Origin of the sequence: Arthrobacter sp. EpRS71 (assembly GCF_001512285.1) — a bacterium.
GTDB lineage: Bacteria > Actinomycetota > Actinomycetes > Actinomycetales > Micrococcaceae > Arthrobacter.
The window spans coordinates 1,855,289-1,874,608 of record NZ_LNUV01000006.1; the positions used below are offsets into that span (position 1 = coordinate 1,855,289).

Sequence of the window (19,320 nt, forward strand, 5' to 3'; positions counted from 1 at the left end):
GGCGGCCACCGATGCATCGACTCTGGGTAGATGCAATCACTAAAACTCGATACCCTCATCGCTGCACACTGGCCGGACACCCCGGTTGCCTCCACCGCTGAGCTTGCTGAGAGGGGCCTCGGAGACCGGGCCCTCACCGCAGGTGTCCGGACCGGGAAGCTACTGAGGCTGAGGCGTGGATCCTATATAAGGACCGTCGACTGGCGTGGACGAAAACCGTGGGAGCAGGACCTGCTTCGCATCCAGGCTCATCATTGCAGCGTCTCTGGCCAGGCGACATACAGCCACCGCAGTGCCGCCCGCCTCCATAAGTGCCCGGATTGGGAAGGTGGCCCACAAGTGCACGTCACCACGCAGTTTTCTCCTGCTCAAGCAAGTTCGGGGGTGGATGTGATTGCGCACGGTGGGCCTCTGAGGCCGCAGGAAATTACGGAAGTGACAACACCGTGGGGACGGCCTGCCCGAGTTACCAGCCTGGAACGCACTGTGGTGGACTGCGCACGAACCTTGGAGTTTGAAAAAGCAGTGGTCATAGCGGACCAGGCTCTCAGGCGAGGGGCCGATGCCGGGCTGATGCAGGATTTCCTGGATAGCGGCAGAATCATCCGCGGTAGCCGACGCCTGCACAGGGTTCTCGTCGCAATGGACAGGCGGTCCGAGTCAGCGGGGGAGACGCGCACGCGCCTCCTATTGGACACATTGGGGTTCCAGGAGCCCACGCTTCAGCTTGAGGTGGCGACACCTCTTGGCATTTTCCGGGGCGACTTCGGCTGGGCTGAAAAGAAGGTGATCCTTGAGTTCGATGGTCGTGCCAAATACTTCGACTACGCGCCAACCGATGAGGTCATTTTCTTAGAACGACGCCGCGAGAAGGCACTGAAGGCCTTGGGCTGGGAAGTCGTTCGAATTGAATGGGGACACCTCAGCAGGCCTTGGGAGGTTCAGCAGATGCTCAAGGTGGCCTTGGACAAACGACGAAAAGGCTAAGACAGTGGGAAGCCCGCTGTTCCGTTGCTGGGGAGCAACAGAACAGCGGGCCAACGACGTGTTACTGCCGCCGCGAAAGCTCCGCGCTACGCGGAAACCAGCGTGTGCCAGTCCGTAACCAAGGGCAGGTTGTGCGCCTCGGAAACGGAGTGGTGTGCCACGTGGCCTGCGGCGATGTTGAGGCCTGAAGCCAGTGCGGGGTCGCGGTCGAAGGCGGCCTTGACGCCCAGGTTGGCCAGGGCCACGGCGTAGCGCAGGGTGACGTTGGTCAGTGCGTACGTGGAGGTGTTCGGAACGGCGCCAGGCATGTTGGCAACGCAGTAGAAGATCGAGTTGTGGACCTTGTACGTCGGTTCCTGGTGGGTGGTGGGGTGCGTGTCCTCGAAGCAGCCGCCCTGGTCCACTGCGATGTCCACCAGGACCGAGCCCGGCTTCATGCGGGATACGAGGTCGTTGGTGACCAGCTTGGGAGCCTTGGCGCCCGGGATCAGGACGGAGCCGATCACGAGATCTGCGTCGATAACTGACTTCTCGATCTCGTAGGCGTTGGAGGCAACGGTCTTCAGGCGGCCCTGGTAGAGGGCGTCGAGTTCGCGCAGCCGGTTGATGTTGATGTCCATGATGGTGACATCAGCACCGAGGCCCAGCGCCATGGCAGCGGCGTTGGTTCCCGCAACGCCGGCGCCGAGGACAACAACTTTGGCCGGGCGTACGCCCGGTACGCCGCCCAGGAGGACGCCCTTGCCGCCGGCCGGAGCCATCAGCGAGGAAGCGCCGACTACCACGGAGAGGCGGCCCGCGACCTCGGACATCGGGGCGAGCAGGGGAAGGGTGCGGCCTTCCTGCACGGTTTCGTACGCGATGGCCGTGACGCCGGAGTTGATGAGCTCTGCGGTGAGCTCGGGCTCTGCGGCGAGGTGCAGGTACGTGAAGAGGATCAGGCCCTTGCGGAAGCGGTGGTACTCGGCCGCGATGGGTTCCTTGACCTTCATGACCATGTCCGCACGGCCCCACACGTCGTCAGCTTCGTTGACGATTTCCGCGCCGGCGATCGAGTATTCCTCGTCGGTGATGCCCGAGCCGAGGCCTGCGCCGCGCTCAACCAGAACGGTGTGTCCGTGGGTGCGGAACTCGTGGACACCGGCGGCCGTGATGGCTACGCGGAACTCGTTGTTCTTGATTTCTTTGGGGACACCGATGATCATCTGTGGGCTCCATCGTTAGCGGCCTCTTCGGCCGAAAAATGTGTTGCGGGCTGTGATTCCAGAATAAATCCGGCTGTGAGGCAGGCGACATGGACCCGGAACCGCCCACTGACAAAAACCCTGTGAATACAGGGATCTTGCCCGGGTGAGCTCGACATTTGTCGAGCACTGAAGCGTCAAGTGTCGCCTGCTGTTGGTACGCTTTGAAGGATGCAACAGGACGTGGAACAGATCGTTGAACGCGTGGCCTTGAAGCTGGGCCGCGGGCTGTCCCTTGAAGATCTCGACGGCGTTCTGCTCGCCTACAGTTCCAATCAATCCCACGCCGACCGGGTCCGAGTGAACTTCCTCCTGAGCAAGCGGGTTCCCAGCGACGTCAGCGCCTGGCAGCTTGCTCACGGCATCTCCACTGCCGTGCGTCCCGTGGTGGTTCCGGCCAACGACGAACTCGGAATGTTGGGCCGTGTCTGCGTGCCACTCCTGGTCCGGGGCTTCCGTGTGGGGTACTTGTGGGTGCAGCTGGACCTTGAAGAACAGAGTGCGACGGCGATACTCGCCGAGCTGCCCGGCGTCCGGGATGAGCTGGACCTGTTGGCGGGCTTGCTCTTGGACTCCAACACTGCCGAATCGGAGTTCCGTAGACGGCGTGAGCAGGAGTTCCTGTCGGCCTGCGGCGGTGAATCGAATGCCGTGGCCGCTGTGGCAGGTTGGAAGGAAATCCAGGGCCGTGGTCCGTGGCAACTGGTGACCATCCTCGACCCCGACGGCGCGAGGTCCGACGTCGACCCCATTGCCGCAACACTGACGCATCGATCTGCGGCGCTGCAGTCCACCATCGGCGTCAACGCTGCCCTGTTCAGCGCGGGAACGGAGACGCATTCGGTGGTCCTGTTCCGCGAGTCGGGCGGCCGGGCGGACCACGCCCAGGTGCTGGTGCACTACCAACTGGAGCTCGCAAAACGCGCCGGCCGCACGGTGGACAGGGTGATCCTGGGAATCAGTGAACCCTTCCAGGTCATCCGGCAGTTATCGGGCGCCTACCGGCAATCCAAGGTTGCTGCGCAAGCTGCCTCGGTGGACCAGCCCCTGGGGGAACTCGTGGATAGCCGCGATGTTGGTGTGTATCAACTTTTTGATCGTCTGGTGGCACCCGGCGGGTGGGACGATACGGGATCGGTGCATTTCCGGGCACTTGAGGACCACGACAAGAACGGCGAGCTCCTGCCTGTCCTGGAACTGCTCTATGACAACGATGGCTCAGTTCAGGATGTCGCCGCCAAACTTCACCTCCACAGGAGCAGCATTTACAATCGGCTCGGGCGGATCCGCCAGCTCATCGGTGCTGATCCATTAAGTGGCGCGATCCGGCTCGAACTTCATGCGGCCCTGAAAGCGCGGCGATGGGCCGGGCGGCCGCGGATCTAAAGCCACAAGCTCGCCCACATTGCCACCGACTTGAACACCAGGAGGCGGGCACCCGGCCGGGTGCCCGCCTCCTCTTGAAAGTGCTCTGAAAGTATGTGGCGTTGCTTTAGGAGCGCCGCAAACGCTGGCAACTCCAGCGTCCCATCCGCCGACGGAACGTGGCAGTCCGGCTGCTGCTGCAGTACCGGCTATGCCACCCCACGTGGGTGGAGGTTCGGGGCAGGCGCGTGCTCAACCGAGGACCTTCTGCGCCTCATCCAGGATGTCCTGAAGTGCCGATTCACTGGTTTGCGGTGCCGATGCGGCGGTCGGCTTGCCCGGCTTCGGCTTGGACGTCGGCGTTGCGGTTTCCGTGGGTGTCGGTGTCGGAGTGGGAGTTCCGGTGGGGGTCGGCGTGGGCGTGGGAGTGACGGTTGGTGTGGGTGCAGGCGGCGTGGTGATGGTGTCCGAGGGCACCTCGCTCGGCGCGGGCGCCGGCTGGCTGGGGGCCGGGGCGGCCGCACCGGGAACAGACGGGACTGCGGACGGCGCGGCTGACGGAACCCATACCGGGTCGGCGAGCGAAACCTGAGGAGTAGGAGCCGACGACGCCGACTCGGTCCCGGGTGCCTGTGCGACCGTCGCGGGCTGGCCGGCTTCCGAGGTCGGACTCGCCCCTGATGAGGTTGATGGCGTCGAGGCTGATGGAGACGACGCCGTGGTGTAGGAGGCTTTGGGTCCGGGCGACGCCGAACCTGAGCTGCGATCATGGCCCCCGCTGGCTTCCTGCGCAGGGGTTTCCTGGCCGAAGAACGGAAGATCAAGGGCCGGCCCCAATGCACCGGCTGTCAGTACCAGGCCAAAGGCGCCCGCAACCACGGCCATGCGCTGGCTCATGTGCTTGACCGACGCTGCTTTTCGCAGGACGGTTTGTGGTTCACGACTAAAGGAGGACGTGGAGCCGAATCCGGACTTGGTGGGTGCAGCTGCCTGCTTCCGGGCATCCTTGCGGCTTGCCAGCGCTGCCGAGGCTGTTGCGGCAGCGGCAACTTGCGCCGGGGACTTGCCGCGCGGGGATTCGGCGGGTTCCGGCGTGCTGGCGGTTTCATCGAGGACCGAGACCACGGGGATGGCCGCAGTTACGGGTTCCTGAGGTGCGGGCTGCACCAAGGGAATAGCTGCCGTTGCGGGTTCCCGGGAGCTGTACTCCGACGAATCCGGTTCCATCCCGGCCGGCGGCACGATGGGAATGGCAGCGGTAGGGGGTCCCGGCGTGGTGGACTTCGGAGCCGCCGATGGCACAGGTGCAATCACAGCCTGAGCAGCGCGCTCACGTTCGGCCGCGCGACGTTCCGCACGCGTGGCTGGGGCCGCGATGGTGGGCGTGACCGCAGTGGCGGGTTCCGGCGTCGTGCTTGTGCCTTCCAAGTTTTCGGGGCGTGCCGGGTTCTGCGGCGAATCGGCGGAATTTGCCGGTGTGTTGTCAAGGAATCCGCTGGGTTGGGCCCGACGGCGTCCGGTTGGCTTGGTGCGCCCGTCCTCAGTGTGGGGGCGGCGCGGCTGATCCATGGTTGGGGACATGGTGGTTGCCTCTCAACGCCTTCGAGGTTAGCTGTCGGGTTCGGACGAGGCCGTCCGGCCGCCTGAGCGGCTTCACCCCAAGGACTTGGATACCAAGCCCGGGAACTCTGGGTCCCCCGCCTCTGCCGCGGGTCTGGCGGATCCCGGATTGCGGCAGAGCTCGGCGTCAATCCGGAAGCGGCCCAGCGGAGATATGGGTCGCCCTACGACGGTACATGAGCCGGAAAGTAAAGTCACATTAATGTAACGGGCGGTAGGTCTGCCCAAGCGGCAGGGTTCCATGACTTAGGGTTCGGGGCCGGCGCAAGGGTAGGCAACTCATGCAGAATCTTCTGGACCTGCACGGCCTAACACTAGCTTCGCGCCGCACCGGCAGGTAGACATTGTCTATGGACCTGCCTGTGATGCCACCCGTCTCGCCCATGCTCGCCAAATCTGTTCCGACCATCCCCGATGTCGGGCACTATGAGCCGAAGTGGGACGGATTCCGGACCATCGTCTTCAAGGACGGTGATGAGATCATTCTGGGAAGCCGCAACGAGAAGCCAATGACGCGCTATTTCCCCGAGGTGGTTGAGGCGCTGCGAAAGAACCTTCCGGACAAATGCGTGCTCGACGGCGAGATCGTCCTGATCGAGGGCAACCGGCTCGAATTCGAGGTGCTTCAGCAGCGGATTCATCCCGCCGACAGTCGGGTGAGGATGCTGGCTGAGAAGACTCCGGCGTCCATGGTTGCGTTCGACATCCTTGCCCTGGGCGAGGAGAACCTGATGTCCAAACCGTTCTCCGAGCGCCGTGCCATCCTGGAACGCGCGCTCGCCACAGCCGAGCCCCCTGTCTATGTGACTCCTGCGGTGAACGATCTTGAACGGGCGCAGGAGTGGTTCGTGCAGTTGGAAGGGGCGGGACTGGACGGCGTGCTGTCCAAGCCGCTCGATGGCGCCTACCAGCCCAACAAGCGCGTGATGTTCAAGACGAAGCACGAGCGCACAGCGGATTGCGTCGTGGCGGGATTCCGCTGGCATAAGACCGCGAAAGTTGTGGGCTCGATGCTGCTTGGCCTCCACGATGACACCGGCCGCCTGCATCATGTGGGAGTGGTGGCATCGTTCCCCATGGCCAAGCGGGAGGCCTTGGTGGCAGAGCTTGAGCCGTACCAGATTGACCTCGGCGAGCACCCGTGGGGCGAGTGGGCCAAGCAGGACGAAGCTGCCGGAGGTTCGCGCATGCCCGGCGCGCAAAGCCGGTGGAGCGGGGGCAAGGATTTCTCCTTCGTACCCCTTCGCCCCGAACTCGTGATCGAAGTGGCGTACGACTACATGGAAGGGGACAGGTTCCGGCACACCACGCAGTTCCGCAGGTGGCGGACGGACAGGACCCCTGAGAGCTGCACGTACTCTCAGTTGGAAGAGCCTGCCGCGTACGATCTCGGGGAAATCCTGAAGCTGCCCAACGCCTAGAACGTGGCAAGCCCGCTGTTACGTCGCTGGCCAGCAACGTAACAGCGGGTCTGCAACGTAGTTACTCCTCGTGCCCCTGGTCGCTGCTCATGCTGCCTTCCGCGGGCGGGGTTTCGCCCGGAGGCACTCCGCCGCCGGGCTCCAACCCCGTGACGTTGCCGTCCAGCGGGTCCGGGTTAGAGGAGGCTGCGGGGTCCTCGTCTTCGTCCTGGCGCATATCGGGATCGTCGTGGATGCTATCGGCATCAGAGGTCGTGTCGTAGGGTCCTGTGGCGCCCGTGGCACCGAAGCCCTGGGTCTCTTCATTCGAGTCTTTGTCAGTCACGATCAGCCCTTTCGTAAGCAAACTTACTAATACGCGTGCTTCGTCAGCCTAGCCGGGACCAGCCCACCCGACAAGCGGCACCCAAACCAGGCACCGGCGTCGTGCTTCAGTGCTTAGCGGTGGGGAGTCGTGGCAGTGACGAAGCTCCGGATGGCATCCGCCACAGCCTTCGGCCTCATGTGTTGCGCCACGTGCCCGACGCCCGGAATCTCCACCAAACGCCCCTGCGCCACCGTCCTGGACAACCGCAGCGACCACTCCGGGCCCGCCACCTGATCGCGGCTACCGCGCAGCACCAGCACCGGCACGCCGATGCCCGCCAGCCGCTCTTCCGTCCGGTACGCCATCATGGCGCGAAGCTCGGCGAGATACCAGCGCGGCCCACACCGAAAGTAGTCCGAGGTGACGATCCAGTTGGACGACGGGCTCTCGCGGAGCAGCCCGTCCAGGAGCAGCGCCAGGGACTGCCGGCCGACGTTCTTGTGCCGCGAGTCCACCACCGGCCCCATCAGGACCAACTGCCTGATCTGCTCCGGAGCATGCAAAGCTGCCTCAATGGCGAACTGCGCTCCCATGGAATGGCCCACCAACACATACGAATCGATGCCGCAGGACGTGAGGGCTTCGGCTATGAACGCGCCGTACTCCTCCACGGAGAGCTGATGGCCGGGCTTGGGCGTCCCGCCGAATCCGGGCAGGTCCAGCGAATACGTCGGCGCGCTCGCAGCCAGGACTGCGTGCAGCCGCGCCATGTAGCGGTGCGATACGCCAATCCCATGGATCAAGATGTACGCGGGCTCGTTCCGGGTTTCCGCGCCGGGTTCAGGCGAAGGCGTGCCCTCTGCCCAGAGGATCCGTCCGGTCAGTCCCGCAGCATGGACGTCGGCAGAGCGCAAACCGGGAGTCTTGCCTGGCGCGCTCACGGGTTGACCAAACGCTGCAGGAACACCGGTGCGCCAGGTCCGCTCACTTCATCTCGACCGATCGGCCGCCCGGAAACCGCCAGCAGCAGCGCGATGGCGGTCCCCTCAACTGCCGGGCCAGTGCCGTGGTGGAACGGGGTGTCAGTGGCCACCAGGCTCCAGCCCTCCGCGATCTCCTTGCCGCCACCCATTTTGGTGCTGGTCCGGACCTGGTAGTTGAGCGCGGTGGCCACATGCTCTGCGGGGTAGTCGCGGCGGATGCCCAGCGGCCGCCTGATGTCCTCGCCATGAACGAACGCCTCCACCAGTCGGGTGGCCAGGCTCGCCGGCGGGGTGGAGGTCCGCGAAAGTACGGCGCGCAACCCGTTCAACGTCTGCGAAGGGTCTGCGGTTTTTTCGAGCCCGACCCCTACGGCATTATCCCGGTCAAAGTCCATGCGGGAAGCGATCATCCGGCGAATGAAGGTCAGTCGCGTGGTCTTGGCACTATCAATCACATGGGCCAGGACGTCATGAATATCCCACCCGGCACACAGCGACGGGGTGTGCCATTGCGTGGCCGGCAGTGGCTCCAGATCCTGCAACAGGGCACGGCGTTCGTGGTGCACCACGGGCCAGACAATCGACGGAGAACGTGAAGGCATACCGCTATTCAACAGCATGCTTGGATTTGGGGGAGCTTAGGGTGTTGCGTCGTTCTCTTCCGCGGGGCTGTCGGCTTCCTCGGCATCGGCCTGCTTCTTCTTCTGCGTTTCCAACCAGGCCATGATGGCAGCCTGCCGGATCCTTCGATGGGTTCCGCGGTACTCCACCGGGATTTCGCCGCGATCTGTCATGTTGCGCAGATAGGTGTGGGAGATGCCCGCGAGCTCCGCGGCCTGCGAGGTGGTGAGCATTTCCTCAACGCTGCTGACCGTCACGGTTTCGCCTCGGCTCAGTCTGGCCAAGAGGTCGACGACGGCGTCCCTCGCATCGTTCGGCAGGCGGTGGACCGTGCCGTCCACGAACACGGTGATGTCGTTGCTGTCCTGGAGGGAGCGTGCCAGATTCCGGGCGTCGTCGGCGGGCAGGCCTGCGGTGACGCGGGGAGCTATCAATGCCATGGCAGAAGCCTAGCCTGATGCCCGCCCGTGTCCGGTGTGCCCCGCGTTCCTGAGCTACCGCGGCGGATTCGGGGGTTCCCTGCTGAACATGCCGTGCGCACGGCACAGATGGCAGGAAACCCCCGTAGTGGCCACGAGAAACTACTCCGCGTCCAGGTCCGTCTCCAGCAGCTTCACCAGGGCGTCCAGTGCAGCGTCGGCGCCGTCGCCCTCGGCCCGCAGCACAACAACGTCGCCCTTAGCGGCGCCGAGCGTCATGAGCGAAAGGATGCTGGCGGCGTCGAGCGCGTCATCGGCGGGTTCGCCGTGCATGGCAATGGTGACCTCCACGGGCTGCTCGCCGGCTGCCTCGGCGAACAAGGCGGCGGGGCGGGCATGCAGGCCGGAGCGGCTGGCGATGGTGGCTGTGCGTTCGGGCATGGATTTCTCCTAAAGGTTGGAAGCGAAGAGTTAGAGGCCGAGTTCTTCGAGCACGGGGAGTTTGGCGCGGACCCAGTCGCGGGCCTCAAGAGCGCTCGGAGCAGACAAAGCGAGCCGGGCCAGTTCCTGCGCTTGCTCCAGCGTCACCGTTTTCAGGACAGTCCCGACGGCTGCCAGGGAGCGCGCGGTCATGGACAGTGTGGTGACGCCCAGCCCGGTGAGTACGACGGCGAGGGCCGGGTCAGCGGCTGCCTCACCACAGACGCCCACGGGCTTGGGGTCGCCTTCGCGGCCGGAGCCTTCCTGTGCCGCGCCTTCCACCGTGAGCTGGACGAGCCGGAGAACGGCGGGCTGCCACGGTGTGTTGAGTTCGGCGAGGGGTCCGAGTTGGCGGTCGGCGGCCATGGCGTACTGGGTGAGGTCGTTGGTGCCCAGGGAGGCGAACCCGACCTCGCGCAGGACGGTGGCGGCAGTCAACGCAGCCGAGGGAACTTCCACCATGACGCCCGGCGTCTGGATTCCGGCGGCAGCGCAGAGGGAGGCGAAGCGGCCGGCTTCGGCGGCGGTGGAGATCATGGGAGCCATGACCCACACGTCGGCGTCGGATTCCGAGGCTGCCCGCGCAATGGCTTCGAGCTGGCGCTCCAACACGCCGGGCGTGGTGAAGTCGGTGCGGTAGCCGCGAACACCCAGTGCAGGGTTGGGTTCGGTGGCATCGGTGAGGAACGGCAGGGGTTTATCGGCGCCGGCATCAAGGGTGCGCAGGACAACCTTCTTGCCCGGGAACGCATCGAACACCGCTTTGTAGGCTGCGGCCTGCTCGTCCACGGAGGGTTCGGTGTCCCGCTCCAGGAAGCAGAATTCGGTGCGGAACAGGCCAACACCCTGGGCTCCCAAAGCGGCAGCTGCCACGGCGTCCTTGGCTCCGCCGACGTTGGCGAGGAGCGGCACCAGGTGGCCGTCCGCCGTCGTGCCGTTTCCGTCGAATTCGGCGAGCGTGGCGGAAGTTTCCGCCCACGCCCTCGCTGCGGCGCGCTGCTCCTCAGAGGGTGAAACGGCGACGAAACCAGCCGCGCCGTCCACGTAGACCTCGGAGCCGTCGGCCACGGAGTCGACGCCGTGCGCGGCAACAACAGCGGGCAAACCGAGCGAGCGGGCAATGATGGCCGTGTGGGACTGCGGGCCTCCGCCGGACGTCACCAGTGCCAGGACTACGGCGGGATTCAGCGTGGCAGTATCGGCCGGGGCGAGGTCTTCGGCCACCAGGATGAAGGGCGTGTCCGAGGCAGGAATTCCGGGAGCAGGGACGCCACGGAGCTCGGCAACAATGCGGGCGCGGACATCCAGGACATCGGTGGCGCGCTCGGCCATGTAGCCGCCCAGGTTGTGCAGCATTTCGGAGACGGACGCGCCGGCTTCCCAGATGGCCCGCTCAGCAGAGGAGCCTGCGTTGATCAGCTTGGCCGCCGATTTCAGGAGCATGGTGTCCTTGGCCATGAGCGCAGTGGCCTCGAGGACGGCCTTGCCGTCGCCCGACGCCGTGTCCGCGCGTCCCTTGAGTTCGTCATGGACCGCCTGCGCGGCCGCTTTCAAGCCCGCGACGGCGTCTTCCGGACTCACGTCCGCGCCCAAACGCTCTCCCGACGGCGGCTCACTCACCGGCTTGGGCATCTGGCGGACGGAACCAATGATGCGGCCAGGGCTTACCCCTACTCCTTGGAAATTCTGCACTGAATCCTCTGTTCCTGCTTGTTGGTTCAGACCCGCCGGCGACGGCACCGGGAGCCTCGAAAACTAGCCTACAAAATTCCTTTGTGAGCCACTTCATATAGCAACGCTATAGGTGCTAGGGTAGCGGTTATGAGTTTCGATGACCAGCTTCCGCCCAAAATTCGGTTGCTTCGCGCAGCTGCCGAATTGCTGGCGAATTCGGAGGGGTCAGCGGTCTCAACGCGCCAGATCACCAAGCTTGCCGGGGTCACGGCGCCCACGCTCTACCACCACTTTGGCGACAAAGAAGGTCTGTTCGACGCCGTCGTATCAGCCGGATTTGAAGAGTACGTGGCAGGGGAGCGGGATTTTGCACCGTCCGGGGAGCCCTTGGAAGACGTCCGGCGGATGTGGGATAACCACGTCCAGTTTGGGCTCAGCCAACCCCATCTGTATCTGGTGATGTTCGGCAACATCAGACCTGAAAGCCGCCCGGCAATCGTGGCCGATGCTGAAGCGCTTCTGGAAGAGATGCTGAACAAGGCCGCTATCTCCGGTCAGATCAATGTGCCGCCCCGCGAAGCGGCACGCAGCATTCTGGCGGCCAACGTGGGCGTCACGCTCATGCTGATCGCAGAACCGGTGGAAGAAAGGAACCTCGAGCTCTCAACGATGACCCGGGATTCCATGATTTTTGCTGTCTCCACGGACACCGCCCGTGGCGCCGCAGCGGACGACTCCGGTAAGTCGTCCGTGGTTGTTGCGGCAATCGCCCTGAATGCGGCACTGCAGGCCTCACATTCAGACCAACTTTCCAGCTCTGAATTGAAGCTTTTCCTTGAGTGGCTTCACCGCATTTCCAGCAGCTCCTAAGGCTGTCCTCTCTCGATCTATATCGACTGACCCCGCGCCGCAGCGGGACACACGTTAGGAATTCACATGGCAACAGAGACCGTTGCGAAGCCCCGCACCAGCGCACGCGTAGGTGTCCAAAAGTTCGGAACATTCCTGTCCGGCATGATCATGCCCAACATTGGCGCCTTCATCGCCTGGGGGCTCATCACTGCCCTGTTCATCGAGAAGGGGTGGATCCCAGTAGCCGAATTGGGCGGCTTCGGCACCAACGCCGACGGCGATCCCAACGTGGGCCTCGTGGGTCCCATGGTCAACTACCTGCTTCCGCTTCTCATTGCCTATACCGGTGGCCGGATGGTCTATGACGTCCGCGGCGGTGTGGTGGGCGCCATCGCCACCATGGGCGTCATTGTGGGTACAGGCATTCCCATGTTTATCGGCGCCATGATCATGGGCCCGCTGGGCGCCTGGACCATGAAGAAGATCGACAGCATCTGGGACGGCAAGATTCGCCCGGGCTTCGAAATGCTGGTCAACAACTTCTCCGCCGGTATTTGGGGCGGAATTTTGACCCTGCTGGGGTTCTACGGCCTGACCCCCGTGGTCAAGGCCTTCACGGCCGGTGCGGGCTCGGTGGTCCAGTTCCTTGTGGACAATGGCCTGCTGCCGCTGACCAGCATTTTCATTGAACCCGCCAAGGTCCTCTTCCTCAACAACGCCATCAACCACGGTGTGCTCACCCCGCTGGGTATTCAGCAGTCGCTGGAACAGGGCAAGTCCATCCTGTTCCTGCTGGAAGCCAACCCCGGCCCGGGCCTCGGCATCCTGCTGGCTTACATGTTCTTCGGCCGCGGTGCCGCCAGGGCTTCGGCACCGGGCGCAGCCATCATCCACTTCCTCGGCGGCATCCACGAGATCTACTTCCCGTACGTCCTGATGAAGCCCATCCTCATCCTTGCCGCAATCGGCGGCGGCATGACCGGCATCGCTACCTTGGCCATCACCAACTCCGGGCTGGTTGCTCCGGCGGCGCCGGGTTCCATCATCGCCGTGCTGGCGCAGACGTCACGCGACAGCTACGTAGGCGTGATCCTGGCAGTCATCCTGGCTACCGCCGTGTCCTTCCTGATCGCAGCGGTCATCCTGCGTACGTCCAAGAACAAGGGCGATGACGACCTCTCCGCAGCTACCTCCCGCATGGAAGCCATGAAGGGCAAGAAGAGCTCGGTATCTTCTGCCTTGACCGGCGAGACCGGCGGCAACACAAACGGCGCCGCGGCGGGCACCGTCCTGACCCGCCCGGTCCAGAACATCGTGTTCGCTTGCGACGCCGGCATGGGTTCGAGTGCCATGGGTGCCTCGGTCCTGCGTAACAAGATCAAGGCGGCCGGCTTCCCGGACGTCAAGGTCACCAACTCGGCCATCGCCAACCTCAGCGACAGCTATGACGTTGTGGTCACGCACCAGGACCTGACCGAACGCGCCCAGCCGAGGACGGCCAGCGCCGTTCACTACTCGGTGGACAACTTCATGAACAGCCCGCGGTACGAGGAAATCGTCGAGTTGGTCCGGAGCAGCAACACTGAAGGTGCGGCTTCGGAGGCCGGCACGACGGCGACCCCCGCCGCCGGTACACAGCCCGCCGCAGCAGCCGCAACAGCAGCCCCCACCCATGGCGCGCATGCCGCCGAGCCGGCAGCCGCCGTCGACGGTCAAGCAGCCGCCGGTCAACCGCTTGAAGGCAAGGGTGTCCTGCTCCGCGAAAGCGTGATCCTGAACGGCACATCCCGTGACCGTGACGCAGCGATCGACGAAGCCGGAAAGCTCCTGCTGGACCGCGGTGCCGTTGACGTCAGTTACGTCCATGCCATGCACGAGCGCGAGGAATCCGTGTCCACCTACATGGGCAGCTTCCTGGCGATCCCGCACGGCACCAACGACGCCAAGGAACACATCAACCACTCGGCCGTGTCCATCATCCGCTACCCCGAAGGCATTGACTGGGGCGGCAAGCAAGTGAAGTTCGTGGTGGGCGTTGCCGGTATCAACAATGAGCACCTCCACATCCTGTCTTCCATTGCGAAGATCTTCACCAACAAGGCACAGGTTGCCCAGTTGGAGGAAGCAACCACGGTTGATGAAGTGTTGGAGCTGTTCGGAAAGGTCAACTCATAGTGAAGGCAGTCCATTTTGGGGCAGGCAACATCGGGCGTGGCTTCGTGGGGCTGCTGCTCCACGAGGCCGGCTATGAGGTGGTGTTCGCGGACGTAGCGGACGCGCTGATCAGCCAGCTCGCTTCGGCAAGCAGCTACGACGTGCACGAGGTAGGCGAAAACCCGGCAGTCAAGACCGTCTCCGCCTTCCGTGCCCTGAACTCCGCGTCGCAGGAAGCCGAGGTTGTTGAGGAAATTTCGACGGCGGATGTGGTCACCACGGCTGTTGGGCCGCACATCCTGAAGTTCGTGGCCCCGGTGATCGCACGCGGGTTGGCAGCGCGCCCCGCGGACTTGCCGCCCCTCCAGGTGATGGCTTGCGAGAATGCCATCAACGCCACGGACCTCCTGCACACGGAGATTCGGGCGGCCTGGGACGACTCAGCTGGTGACTTGGACGCCGTCGCGGTTTTTGCCAACACTGCTGTGGACCGCATTGTCCCCAACCAGGCGCCGGGTCAGGGCCTGGATGTCACGGTGGAGACGTTCTTCGAGTGGGTCATTGACCGGACTCCATTCGGCGGCAATGCGCCGGTGATTCCCGGGGCTACCTTCGTGGATGAGCTGGGCCCGTACATCGAGCGCAAGCTGTTCACGGTGAACACCGGCCACGCTTCGGCGGCGTACTTCGGTTACCAGGCCGGCCTGGAGAAGATCTCCGATGCCATGGCTGATCCCTCCGTGGCGGCGAAGGTCCGGGCTGTGCTGGAGGAGACCAAGGAGCTGTTGGTGGCCAAGCACGGATTCGTGGAGGCCGAGCAGGAAGCGTACGTGCAGAAGATCCTGTCCCGCTTCACCAACCCGCACCTGCCGGACACCGTGAACCGTGTGGGCCGGGCGCCCTTGCGGAAACTTGGCCGGCACGAGCGCTTCGTTGGTCCCGCGGCCGAGCTTGCCGAGCGTGGCGTCACTCCCGTGGCGCTCCTTGAAGCTGTGTCCGCCGCCCTTCGCTTTGACGACGGTGCCGACGACGAAGCCGTAGAGCTCGCACGGATGTTGTCCGAGCTGGACGCGGCTGCCGCCGTCGAACGCATCACGGGACTTGCCCCTGAACATCCGCTGTTCGCGGCGCTGCAGAAGCTCGTGGAGGACCGCCAGGCCGAGGCATAAGTTCCACAACCGATCGTCATAAAGGCTCTCCAGCGGGAGAAAAACCAGTGAGTTAGCTCACTTTTACCCGCTGGAGGGCCTTTCGGTTTTGAAGTTAGCCTCACCTTACTAATAGAGTCAAAAGGCAATTAGGCAACACATCTATGACTTATTAGTGAGTGGAGTACCGGCGTGAAAAAGAGGCTGTCGAGCTACATTGGGGCACTGGCTGCGGGCGCTGCCTTGCTGACCGTTACGGCGTGTGGAGGCGGCGCTACCGCGTCCTCGCAGCCGGAAGAGGCAAGCACCATCACCATCGAGCACGCACAGGGCTCCACCTCCAATGTGCCCGTGAACCCGGCCAAGGTTGTCACGTTCGATCTCGGCGTCCTGGACACCATGAACGCGCTTGGCGTCGAGCCCACCGGTGTTCCCGAAGCCAGCTACCCGGAGGCCCTGAAGAAGTTCTCCGAAGCCAAGTACGCCAAGGTTGGCTCGCTCAAGGAACCCGACTTCGAAGCTGTCAGCTCCGCGGCTCCGGACCTCATCATCATCTCCGGCCGCACCTCCGGGGCCTACGAAGAGCTGAGCAAGATCGCTCCCACCATCGACCTCTCCGTGGACGCTGCAAAGCCCATGGAAAGCTTCAAGGCCCAGACGGAGAAGCTCGGCAAGATCTTCAAGAAGGAAGACGAAGTCGCCTCCAAGCTCGCAGAGGTGGACAAGACGGTTGCCGACACCAAGGCCAAGGCAGCTACGGCCGGCAAGGGCTTGATCGTCCTCACCTCGGGCGGCGAAGTCACCGCTTACGGCGCAGGCTCACGCTTTGGCATCATCCATGACGTCCTGGGCGTCCCCACTGCCGCCGACGTCAAGAGCGAGGGCTCCCACGGCGAGGCCGTTTCCTTTGAATACATCAAGGAAACCAACCCGGACATCCTTTACGTCATCAACCGCGACACCGCAATCGGCACTGCCGGCTCCACGGCAAACCCCATCCTGGACAACGAGCTCGTGAAGTCCACCAACGCGGCCAAGAACAACAAGATCGTCAACCTCGATCCCGCAGGCTGGTACATCGTGGGCTACGGTCTGAACAACGTCCAGGCCATGGTCACCGCAGTGGCCGACTCCGTCGCCTGACAGCCCGCATCACCTGAAATCCTGACGTGACAACCACAGCCGTGCGTCCCACGGCACCAGCAAGCCGCAACCGGACTGGCGAAACCGCCCGCCTGGTTGCGGCTGCTGCCGTTGTGCTGGTGATCGCCGTGGGCAGCATTTTCGTAGGCGTCAGCGATGTTTCGCTGCCGGCTCTGCTGGCGAACGACGCCGGGGCCTGGGAAATCTTTTGGGTCTCCCGGGTGCCGCGCACCTTGGCTGTGGTGCTGGCCGGGATGGCCGTTGCCGTTGCCGGTCTGATCATGCAACTCATGGCCCGCAACCGCTTCGTGGAGCCCTCCACCGTGGGAACAGTGGAATCGGCGACCCTCGGAATCCTGGTAGTGACAGTGCTGGCCCCGGAGTCTCCGATCCTCACCAAGATGCTGGTGGCTTCCGTGTTCGCCGTGCTGGGAACCGCGCTCTTCCTGGCGATCCTGCGCCGCCTTCCTGCCCGCAACACCCTGCTCATCCCGCTGGTGGGCATCATGCTGGGCGGCGTGATTGCTGCCGTCACCACATTCTTTGCCTACCGCTTCGACCTCCTCCAGACGCTCAGTAACTGGATGATCGGCGACTTCTCCGGAGTGCTGCGCGGCCGATACGAGCTCCTGTGGATCGTGGCCGTACTGGTCCTCGTGGGCCTCTTTGCCGCCGACCGCTTCACCGTGGCCGGCATGGGACAGGACTTCACCACCAACCTGGGCCTCAACTATGCACGCACCATGCGGCTGGGACTCATGATCGTTTCCTTGATCTCGGCCGTTGTTGTGACCACCGTGGGTGCTGTGCCGTTCCTTGGCCTGGTGGTTCCCAACATCGTTTCCCTATTGTTCGGCGACAACCTGCGCCGGGCTGTGCCGTGGACCGCGCTTTTTGGGGCGGCCTTCGTGCTGGTTTGCGACATCATTGGCCGGACCATCCGGTTCCCCTACGAAGTGCCCGTCGGCATGGTCATGTCCGTTGTGGGCGCCATCCTGTTCCTCTTCCTGCTTTTGAGGAAACGCAATGCCTGAAACTCCTGTGTCCACGGCGCCCGCCGCCGCTCCCGTTTCCCCCGGCAAGCGCTGGTCCTCGCCAGGTAGGTGGCGCGATGCCATCCGCAGCACCCCACCGGGACTGGTGATCGGTATCCTGGCGATTGCCGCCGTCGTGCTTGTTGCTGTTTTCCTGACGATCGACCTCAAGGGAAACATCGCCTACATCCTGCCGCGCCGGGCCATCAAGGTGTCCGCCATGCTGTTGGTGGCCGTGGCGGTGGGAGTGTCCACGCTGCTGTTCCAGACCGTGACGGCCAACCGGATCCTGACACCGTCCATCATGGGCTTCGACTCGCTGTACATCCTGGTGCAGACGGCCCTGGCGTTCGTGGCCGGTGCCGCCACGCTGGCCACGGCGCCGTCAACGCTGAAGTTCGGGCTGGAGATCCTGCTGATGGTTGGCTTCAGCGCGTTCCTGTACCGCTGGATGTTCACCGGAGCCACACGCTCGCTGCACCTGCTGTTGCTCGTGGGGATCGTCCTGGGAACCCTGTTCCGCGGCTTTTCCTCGCTCCTGCAGCGGCTGATGGAACCCAGCGAATTCATCATTCTGCAGGACTTGTTCTTCGCCAGCTTCAACAATGTGGATCCGGGCCTGCTGGGTGTTTCCGCCGTGCTGGTGGCCCTGGTATGCGTCGGTGTGTGGCGCACGAGGCACACCCTGGACGTCCTGGCGCTGGGCCGCGAAGTGGCCATCAACGTAGGCGTCGACCACAAGCGCGTGGTGATGCGGGTTTTGCTTGCGTGCTCGCTGCTGGTGGCAATTTCCACAGCGCTGGTGGGTCCGGTGACGTTCTTCGGGCTCTTGGTTGTGAGCCTCGGATACCAGCTCTGCCGCGGGTTCCGGCATGCCTGGCTGCTGCCGATGGTGGTGCTCATCGGTGCGATTGCGCTGGTGGGCGGTCAGCTGCTCCTGGAGCGCGTGTTCGGTTTCGCCACCGCCTTGAGCGTGATTATCGAATTCACCGGCGGCATCCTCTTCCTTTACCTGTTGCTGAAAGGCTCGTTGAAATGATTACCGTCCGGAACGTGACCAAGCGCTACGGCGGCACCACCGTGCTGGACGACGTCAGCTGCGAGATCCCCCGCGGCGGCATCACGTCCATCATCGGCCCCAACGGCGCCGGCAAATCCACGCTGCTCTCCCTGATCAGCCGCCTGCAGCCCATGGACGCAGGGGGAGTATCCGTGGCTGGCCTGGATGTCACCGCGACGCCCAGCAGGGAACTGGCCAAGACCATGGCCATCCTGCGGCAGGAAAACCACCTGACCATGCGGTTGACCGTCCGCGACCTCGTGGCGTTTGGGCGCTTCCCGCACAGTGGTGGCCGGCCAACAATTCAGGATCTTGAGCACGTGGACGAAGCCATCCGGCAGCTGGACCTCACCTCCATGGCGGACAAGTTCGTGGATGAACTCTCCGGTGGCCAGCGCCAGCGCGCCTACATTGCCATGGTCCTGGCGCAGGACACCGAGTACCTGTTACTCGACGAGCCCCTGAACAACCTGGACATGAAGCACTCCGTGGAAATGATGCGACTGTTACGGCGCTTGGCTGACGAGCTCGGGAAGACCATTGTCCTGGTGGTCCACGACATCAACTTCGCATCCTGCTATTCGGACACCATCCTGGCCATGAAAGACGGCCGCCTCATCCATCAGGGCACGCCCTCGGACATCATGCGTGCGGGAATGCTGTACGACGTCTACGACATCGATATCCGCATTGAGGAAATCGACGGTCATCGCATCGGTGTCTACTTCGCCTGACACTCGTTGCCCCGGTTATCAACATATGGTTCCGGATGGAAAACTTCGCGACACGTTTACGGCACCACCCTCAC

Annotated in this window: 18 protein-coding genes and 1 riboswitch; of the genes, 10 read left to right on the top strand and 8 right to left on the bottom strand. The window is 63.8% G+C overall.

Annotated elements, in window-relative coordinates; genetic code table 11:
- Window positions 1-435: 435 nt before the first annotated feature.
- Complete coding sequence (locus AR689_RS23580) at window positions 436-987, top strand: PDDEXK family nuclease (RefSeq protein WP_231745596.1); 552 nt, start codon at window positions 436-438, stop codon at window positions 985-987.
- A gap of 86 nt (window positions 988-1,073) precedes the next feature.
- Here the strand turns inward: AR689_RS23580 and ald are convergent, their stop codons facing one another.
- Entirely contained in the window at window positions 1,074-2,192 is a 1,119-nt protein-coding gene (gene ald / locus AR689_RS18965) for an alanine dehydrogenase (protein ID WP_024818543.1), read from the bottom strand.
- Window positions 2,193-2,402: 210 nt separating this feature from the next.
- Between ald and AR689_RS18970 the strand changes: the two genes are divergently transcribed.
- Window positions 2,403-3,617 (top strand): PucR family transcriptional regulator, encoded by a 1,215-nt coding sequence (locus AR689_RS18970; protein WP_062072638.1) that lies wholly within the window; start codon window positions 2,403-2,405, stop codon window positions 3,615-3,617.
- A gap of 231 nt (window positions 3,618-3,848) precedes the next feature.
- Here the strand turns inward: AR689_RS18970 and AR689_RS23170 are convergent, their stop codons facing one another.
- Window positions 3,849-5,177: a hypothetical protein gene (locus AR689_RS23170; RefSeq protein ID WP_062072640.1), complete on the bottom strand. Its 1,329-nt coding sequence runs from the start codon at window positions 5,175-5,177 to the stop codon at window positions 3,849-3,851.
- 2 nt (window positions 5,178-5,179) lie between these two features.
- Window positions 5,180-5,326: riboswitch (cyclic di-AMP (ydaO/yuaA leader) on the bottom strand.
- A 240-nt stretch (window positions 5,327-5,566) separates the two neighbouring features.
- Here AR689_RS23170 and AR689_RS18980 point away from each other — a divergent pair.
- A complete protein-coding gene (locus AR689_RS18980; RefSeq protein ID WP_062072642.1) occupies window positions 5,567-6,637 on the top strand; it encodes an ATP-dependent DNA ligase in 1,071 nt (356 codons plus the stop codon).
- Window positions 6,638-6,698: 61 nt separating this feature from the next.
- Here the strand turns inward: AR689_RS18980 and AR689_RS18985 are convergent, their stop codons facing one another.
- The 6 genes from AR689_RS18985 to ptsP all read right to left on the bottom strand — a co-directional run bounded on the left by AR689_RS18985 (window position 6,699) and on the right by ptsP (window position 11,139).
- Entirely contained in the window at window positions 6,699-6,962 is a 264-nt protein-coding gene (locus AR689_RS18985; protein WP_062072650.1) for a DUF6480 family protein, read from the bottom strand.
- 113 nt (window positions 6,963-7,075) lie between these two features.
- A complete protein-coding gene (locus tag AR689_RS18990) occupies window positions 7,076-7,885 on the bottom strand; it encodes an alpha/beta fold hydrolase (RefSeq protein ID WP_062072652.1) in 810 nt (269 codons plus the stop codon).
- Window positions 7,882-8,547, bottom strand: a complete 666-nt coding sequence (locus AR689_RS18995) for a maleylpyruvate isomerase family mycothiol-dependent enzyme (protein ID WP_082698069.1) — start codon at window positions 8,545-8,547, stop codon at window positions 7,882-7,884. Before AR689_RS18995 ends, AR689_RS18990 begins: the two co-directional genes overlap by 4 nt.
- Before the next feature lie 18 nt (window positions 8,548-8,565).
- A complete protein-coding gene (locus tag AR689_RS19000) occupies window positions 8,566-8,988 on the bottom strand; it encodes a helix-turn-helix domain-containing protein (protein WP_062072656.1) in 423 nt (140 codons plus the stop codon).
- A gap of 141 nt (window positions 8,989-9,129) precedes the next feature.
- The gene (locus AR689_RS19005; protein WP_062072658.1) at window positions 9,130-9,408 is read right to left on the bottom strand and encodes an HPr family phosphocarrier protein; all 279 of its coding nucleotides are present in this window, start codon (window positions 9,406-9,408) and stop codon (window positions 9,130-9,132) included.
- A gap of 30 nt (window positions 9,409-9,438) precedes the next feature.
- On the bottom strand, window positions 9,439-11,139 hold the full coding sequence (gene ptsP / locus AR689_RS19010) for a phosphoenolpyruvate--protein phosphotransferase (RefSeq protein ID WP_062073894.1): 1,701 nt from the start codon (window positions 11,137-11,139) through the stop codon (window positions 9,439-9,441).
- 129 nt (window positions 11,140-11,268) lie between these two features.
- Here ptsP and AR689_RS19015 point away from each other — a divergent pair, with 129 nt between their 5' ends.
- The 7 genes from AR689_RS19015 to AR689_RS19045 all read left to right on the top strand — a co-directional run bounded on the left by AR689_RS19015 (window position 11,269) and on the right by AR689_RS19045 (window position 19,246).
- Complete coding sequence (locus AR689_RS19015; RefSeq protein ID WP_014923084.1) at window positions 11,269-11,991, top strand: TetR/AcrR family transcriptional regulator; 723 nt, start codon at window positions 11,269-11,271, stop codon at window positions 11,989-11,991.
- Between the two features lie 66 nt (window positions 11,992-12,057).
- Window positions 12,058-14,148 carry a PTS mannitol transporter subunit IICBA gene (locus AR689_RS19020; protein WP_062072660.1) on the top strand — a complete coding sequence of 697 codons (2,091 nt, stop codon included), beginning with the start codon at window positions 12,058-12,060 and terminating at the stop codon, window positions 14,146-14,148.
- Entirely contained in the window at window positions 14,148-15,296 is a 1,149-nt protein-coding gene (locus AR689_RS19025; protein ID WP_062072662.1) for a mannitol-1-phosphate 5-dehydrogenase, read from the top strand. The genes AR689_RS19020 and AR689_RS19025 overlap by 1 nt, the downstream gene beginning before the upstream one ends.
- Before the next feature lie 171 nt (window positions 15,297-15,467).
- Complete coding sequence (locus AR689_RS19030) at window positions 15,468-16,418, top strand: siderophore ABC transporter substrate-binding protein (RefSeq protein ID WP_062072664.1); 951 nt, start codon at window positions 15,468-15,470, stop codon at window positions 16,416-16,418.
- A gap of 26 nt (window positions 16,419-16,444) precedes the next feature.
- The gene (locus AR689_RS19035) at window positions 16,445-17,452 is read left to right on the top strand and encodes an ABC transporter permease (RefSeq protein WP_082698070.1); all 1,008 of its coding nucleotides are present in this window, start codon (window positions 16,445-16,447) and stop codon (window positions 17,450-17,452) included.
- Window positions 17,445-18,491: an iron chelate uptake ABC transporter family permease subunit gene (locus AR689_RS19040; protein ID WP_197412925.1), complete on the top strand. Its 1,047-nt coding sequence runs from the start codon at window positions 17,445-17,447 to the stop codon at window positions 18,489-18,491. The genes AR689_RS19035 and AR689_RS19040 overlap by 8 nt, the downstream gene beginning before the upstream one ends.
- A complete protein-coding gene (locus AR689_RS19045) occupies window positions 18,488-19,246 on the top strand; it encodes an iron ABC transporter ATP-binding protein (protein ID WP_062072666.1) in 759 nt (252 codons plus the stop codon). The genes AR689_RS19040 and AR689_RS19045 overlap by 4 nt, the downstream gene beginning before the upstream one ends.
- The last annotated feature ends 74 nt before the right edge of the window (window positions 19,247-19,320 follow it).

What these genes read in the sequence shown, in the direction of transcription:
- ald (WP_024818543.1), bottom strand. Translation starts at nt 2,192, where the DNA reads ATGATCATCGGTGTCCCCAAAGAAATCAAGAACAACGAGTTCCGCGTA.
- AR689_RS18970 (WP_062072638.1), top strand. Translation starts at nt 2,403, where the DNA reads ATGCAACAGGACGTGGAACAGATCGTTGAACGCGTGGCCTTGAAGCTG.
- AR689_RS23170 (WP_062072640.1), bottom strand. Translation starts at nt 5,177, where the DNA reads ATGTCCCCAACCATGGATCAGCCGCGCCGCCCCCACACTGAGGACGGG.
- AR689_RS18980 (WP_062072642.1), top strand. Translation starts at nt 5,567, where the DNA reads ATGGACCTGCCTGTGATGCCACCCGTCTCGCCCATGCTCGCCAAATCT.
- AR689_RS18995 (WP_082698069.1), bottom strand. Translation starts at nt 8,547, where the DNA reads ATGCTGTTGAATAGCGGTATGCCTTCACGTTCTCCGTCGATTGTCTGG.
- AR689_RS19000 (WP_062072656.1), bottom strand. Translation starts at nt 8,988, where the DNA reads ATGGCATTGATAGCTCCCCGCGTCACCGCAGGCCTGCCCGCCGACGAC.
- AR689_RS19005 (WP_062072658.1), bottom strand. Translation starts at nt 9,408, where the DNA reads ATGCCCGAACGCACAGCCACCATCGCCAGCCGCTCCGGCCTGCATGCC.
- AR689_RS19015 (WP_014923084.1), top strand. Translation starts at nt 11,269, where the DNA reads ATGAGTTTCGATGACCAGCTTCCGCCCAAAATTCGGTTGCTTCGCGCA.
- AR689_RS19020 (WP_062072660.1), top strand. Translation starts at nt 12,058, where the DNA reads ATGGCAACAGAGACCGTTGCGAAGCCCCGCACCAGCGCACGCGTAGGT.
- AR689_RS19040 (WP_197412925.1), top strand. Translation starts at nt 17,445, where the DNA reads ATGCCTGAAACTCCTGTGTCCACGGCGCCCGCCGCCGCTCCCGTTTCC.
- AR689_RS19045 (WP_062072666.1), top strand. Translation starts at nt 18,488, where the DNA reads ATGATTACCGTCCGGAACGTGACCAAGCGCTACGGCGGCACCACCGTG.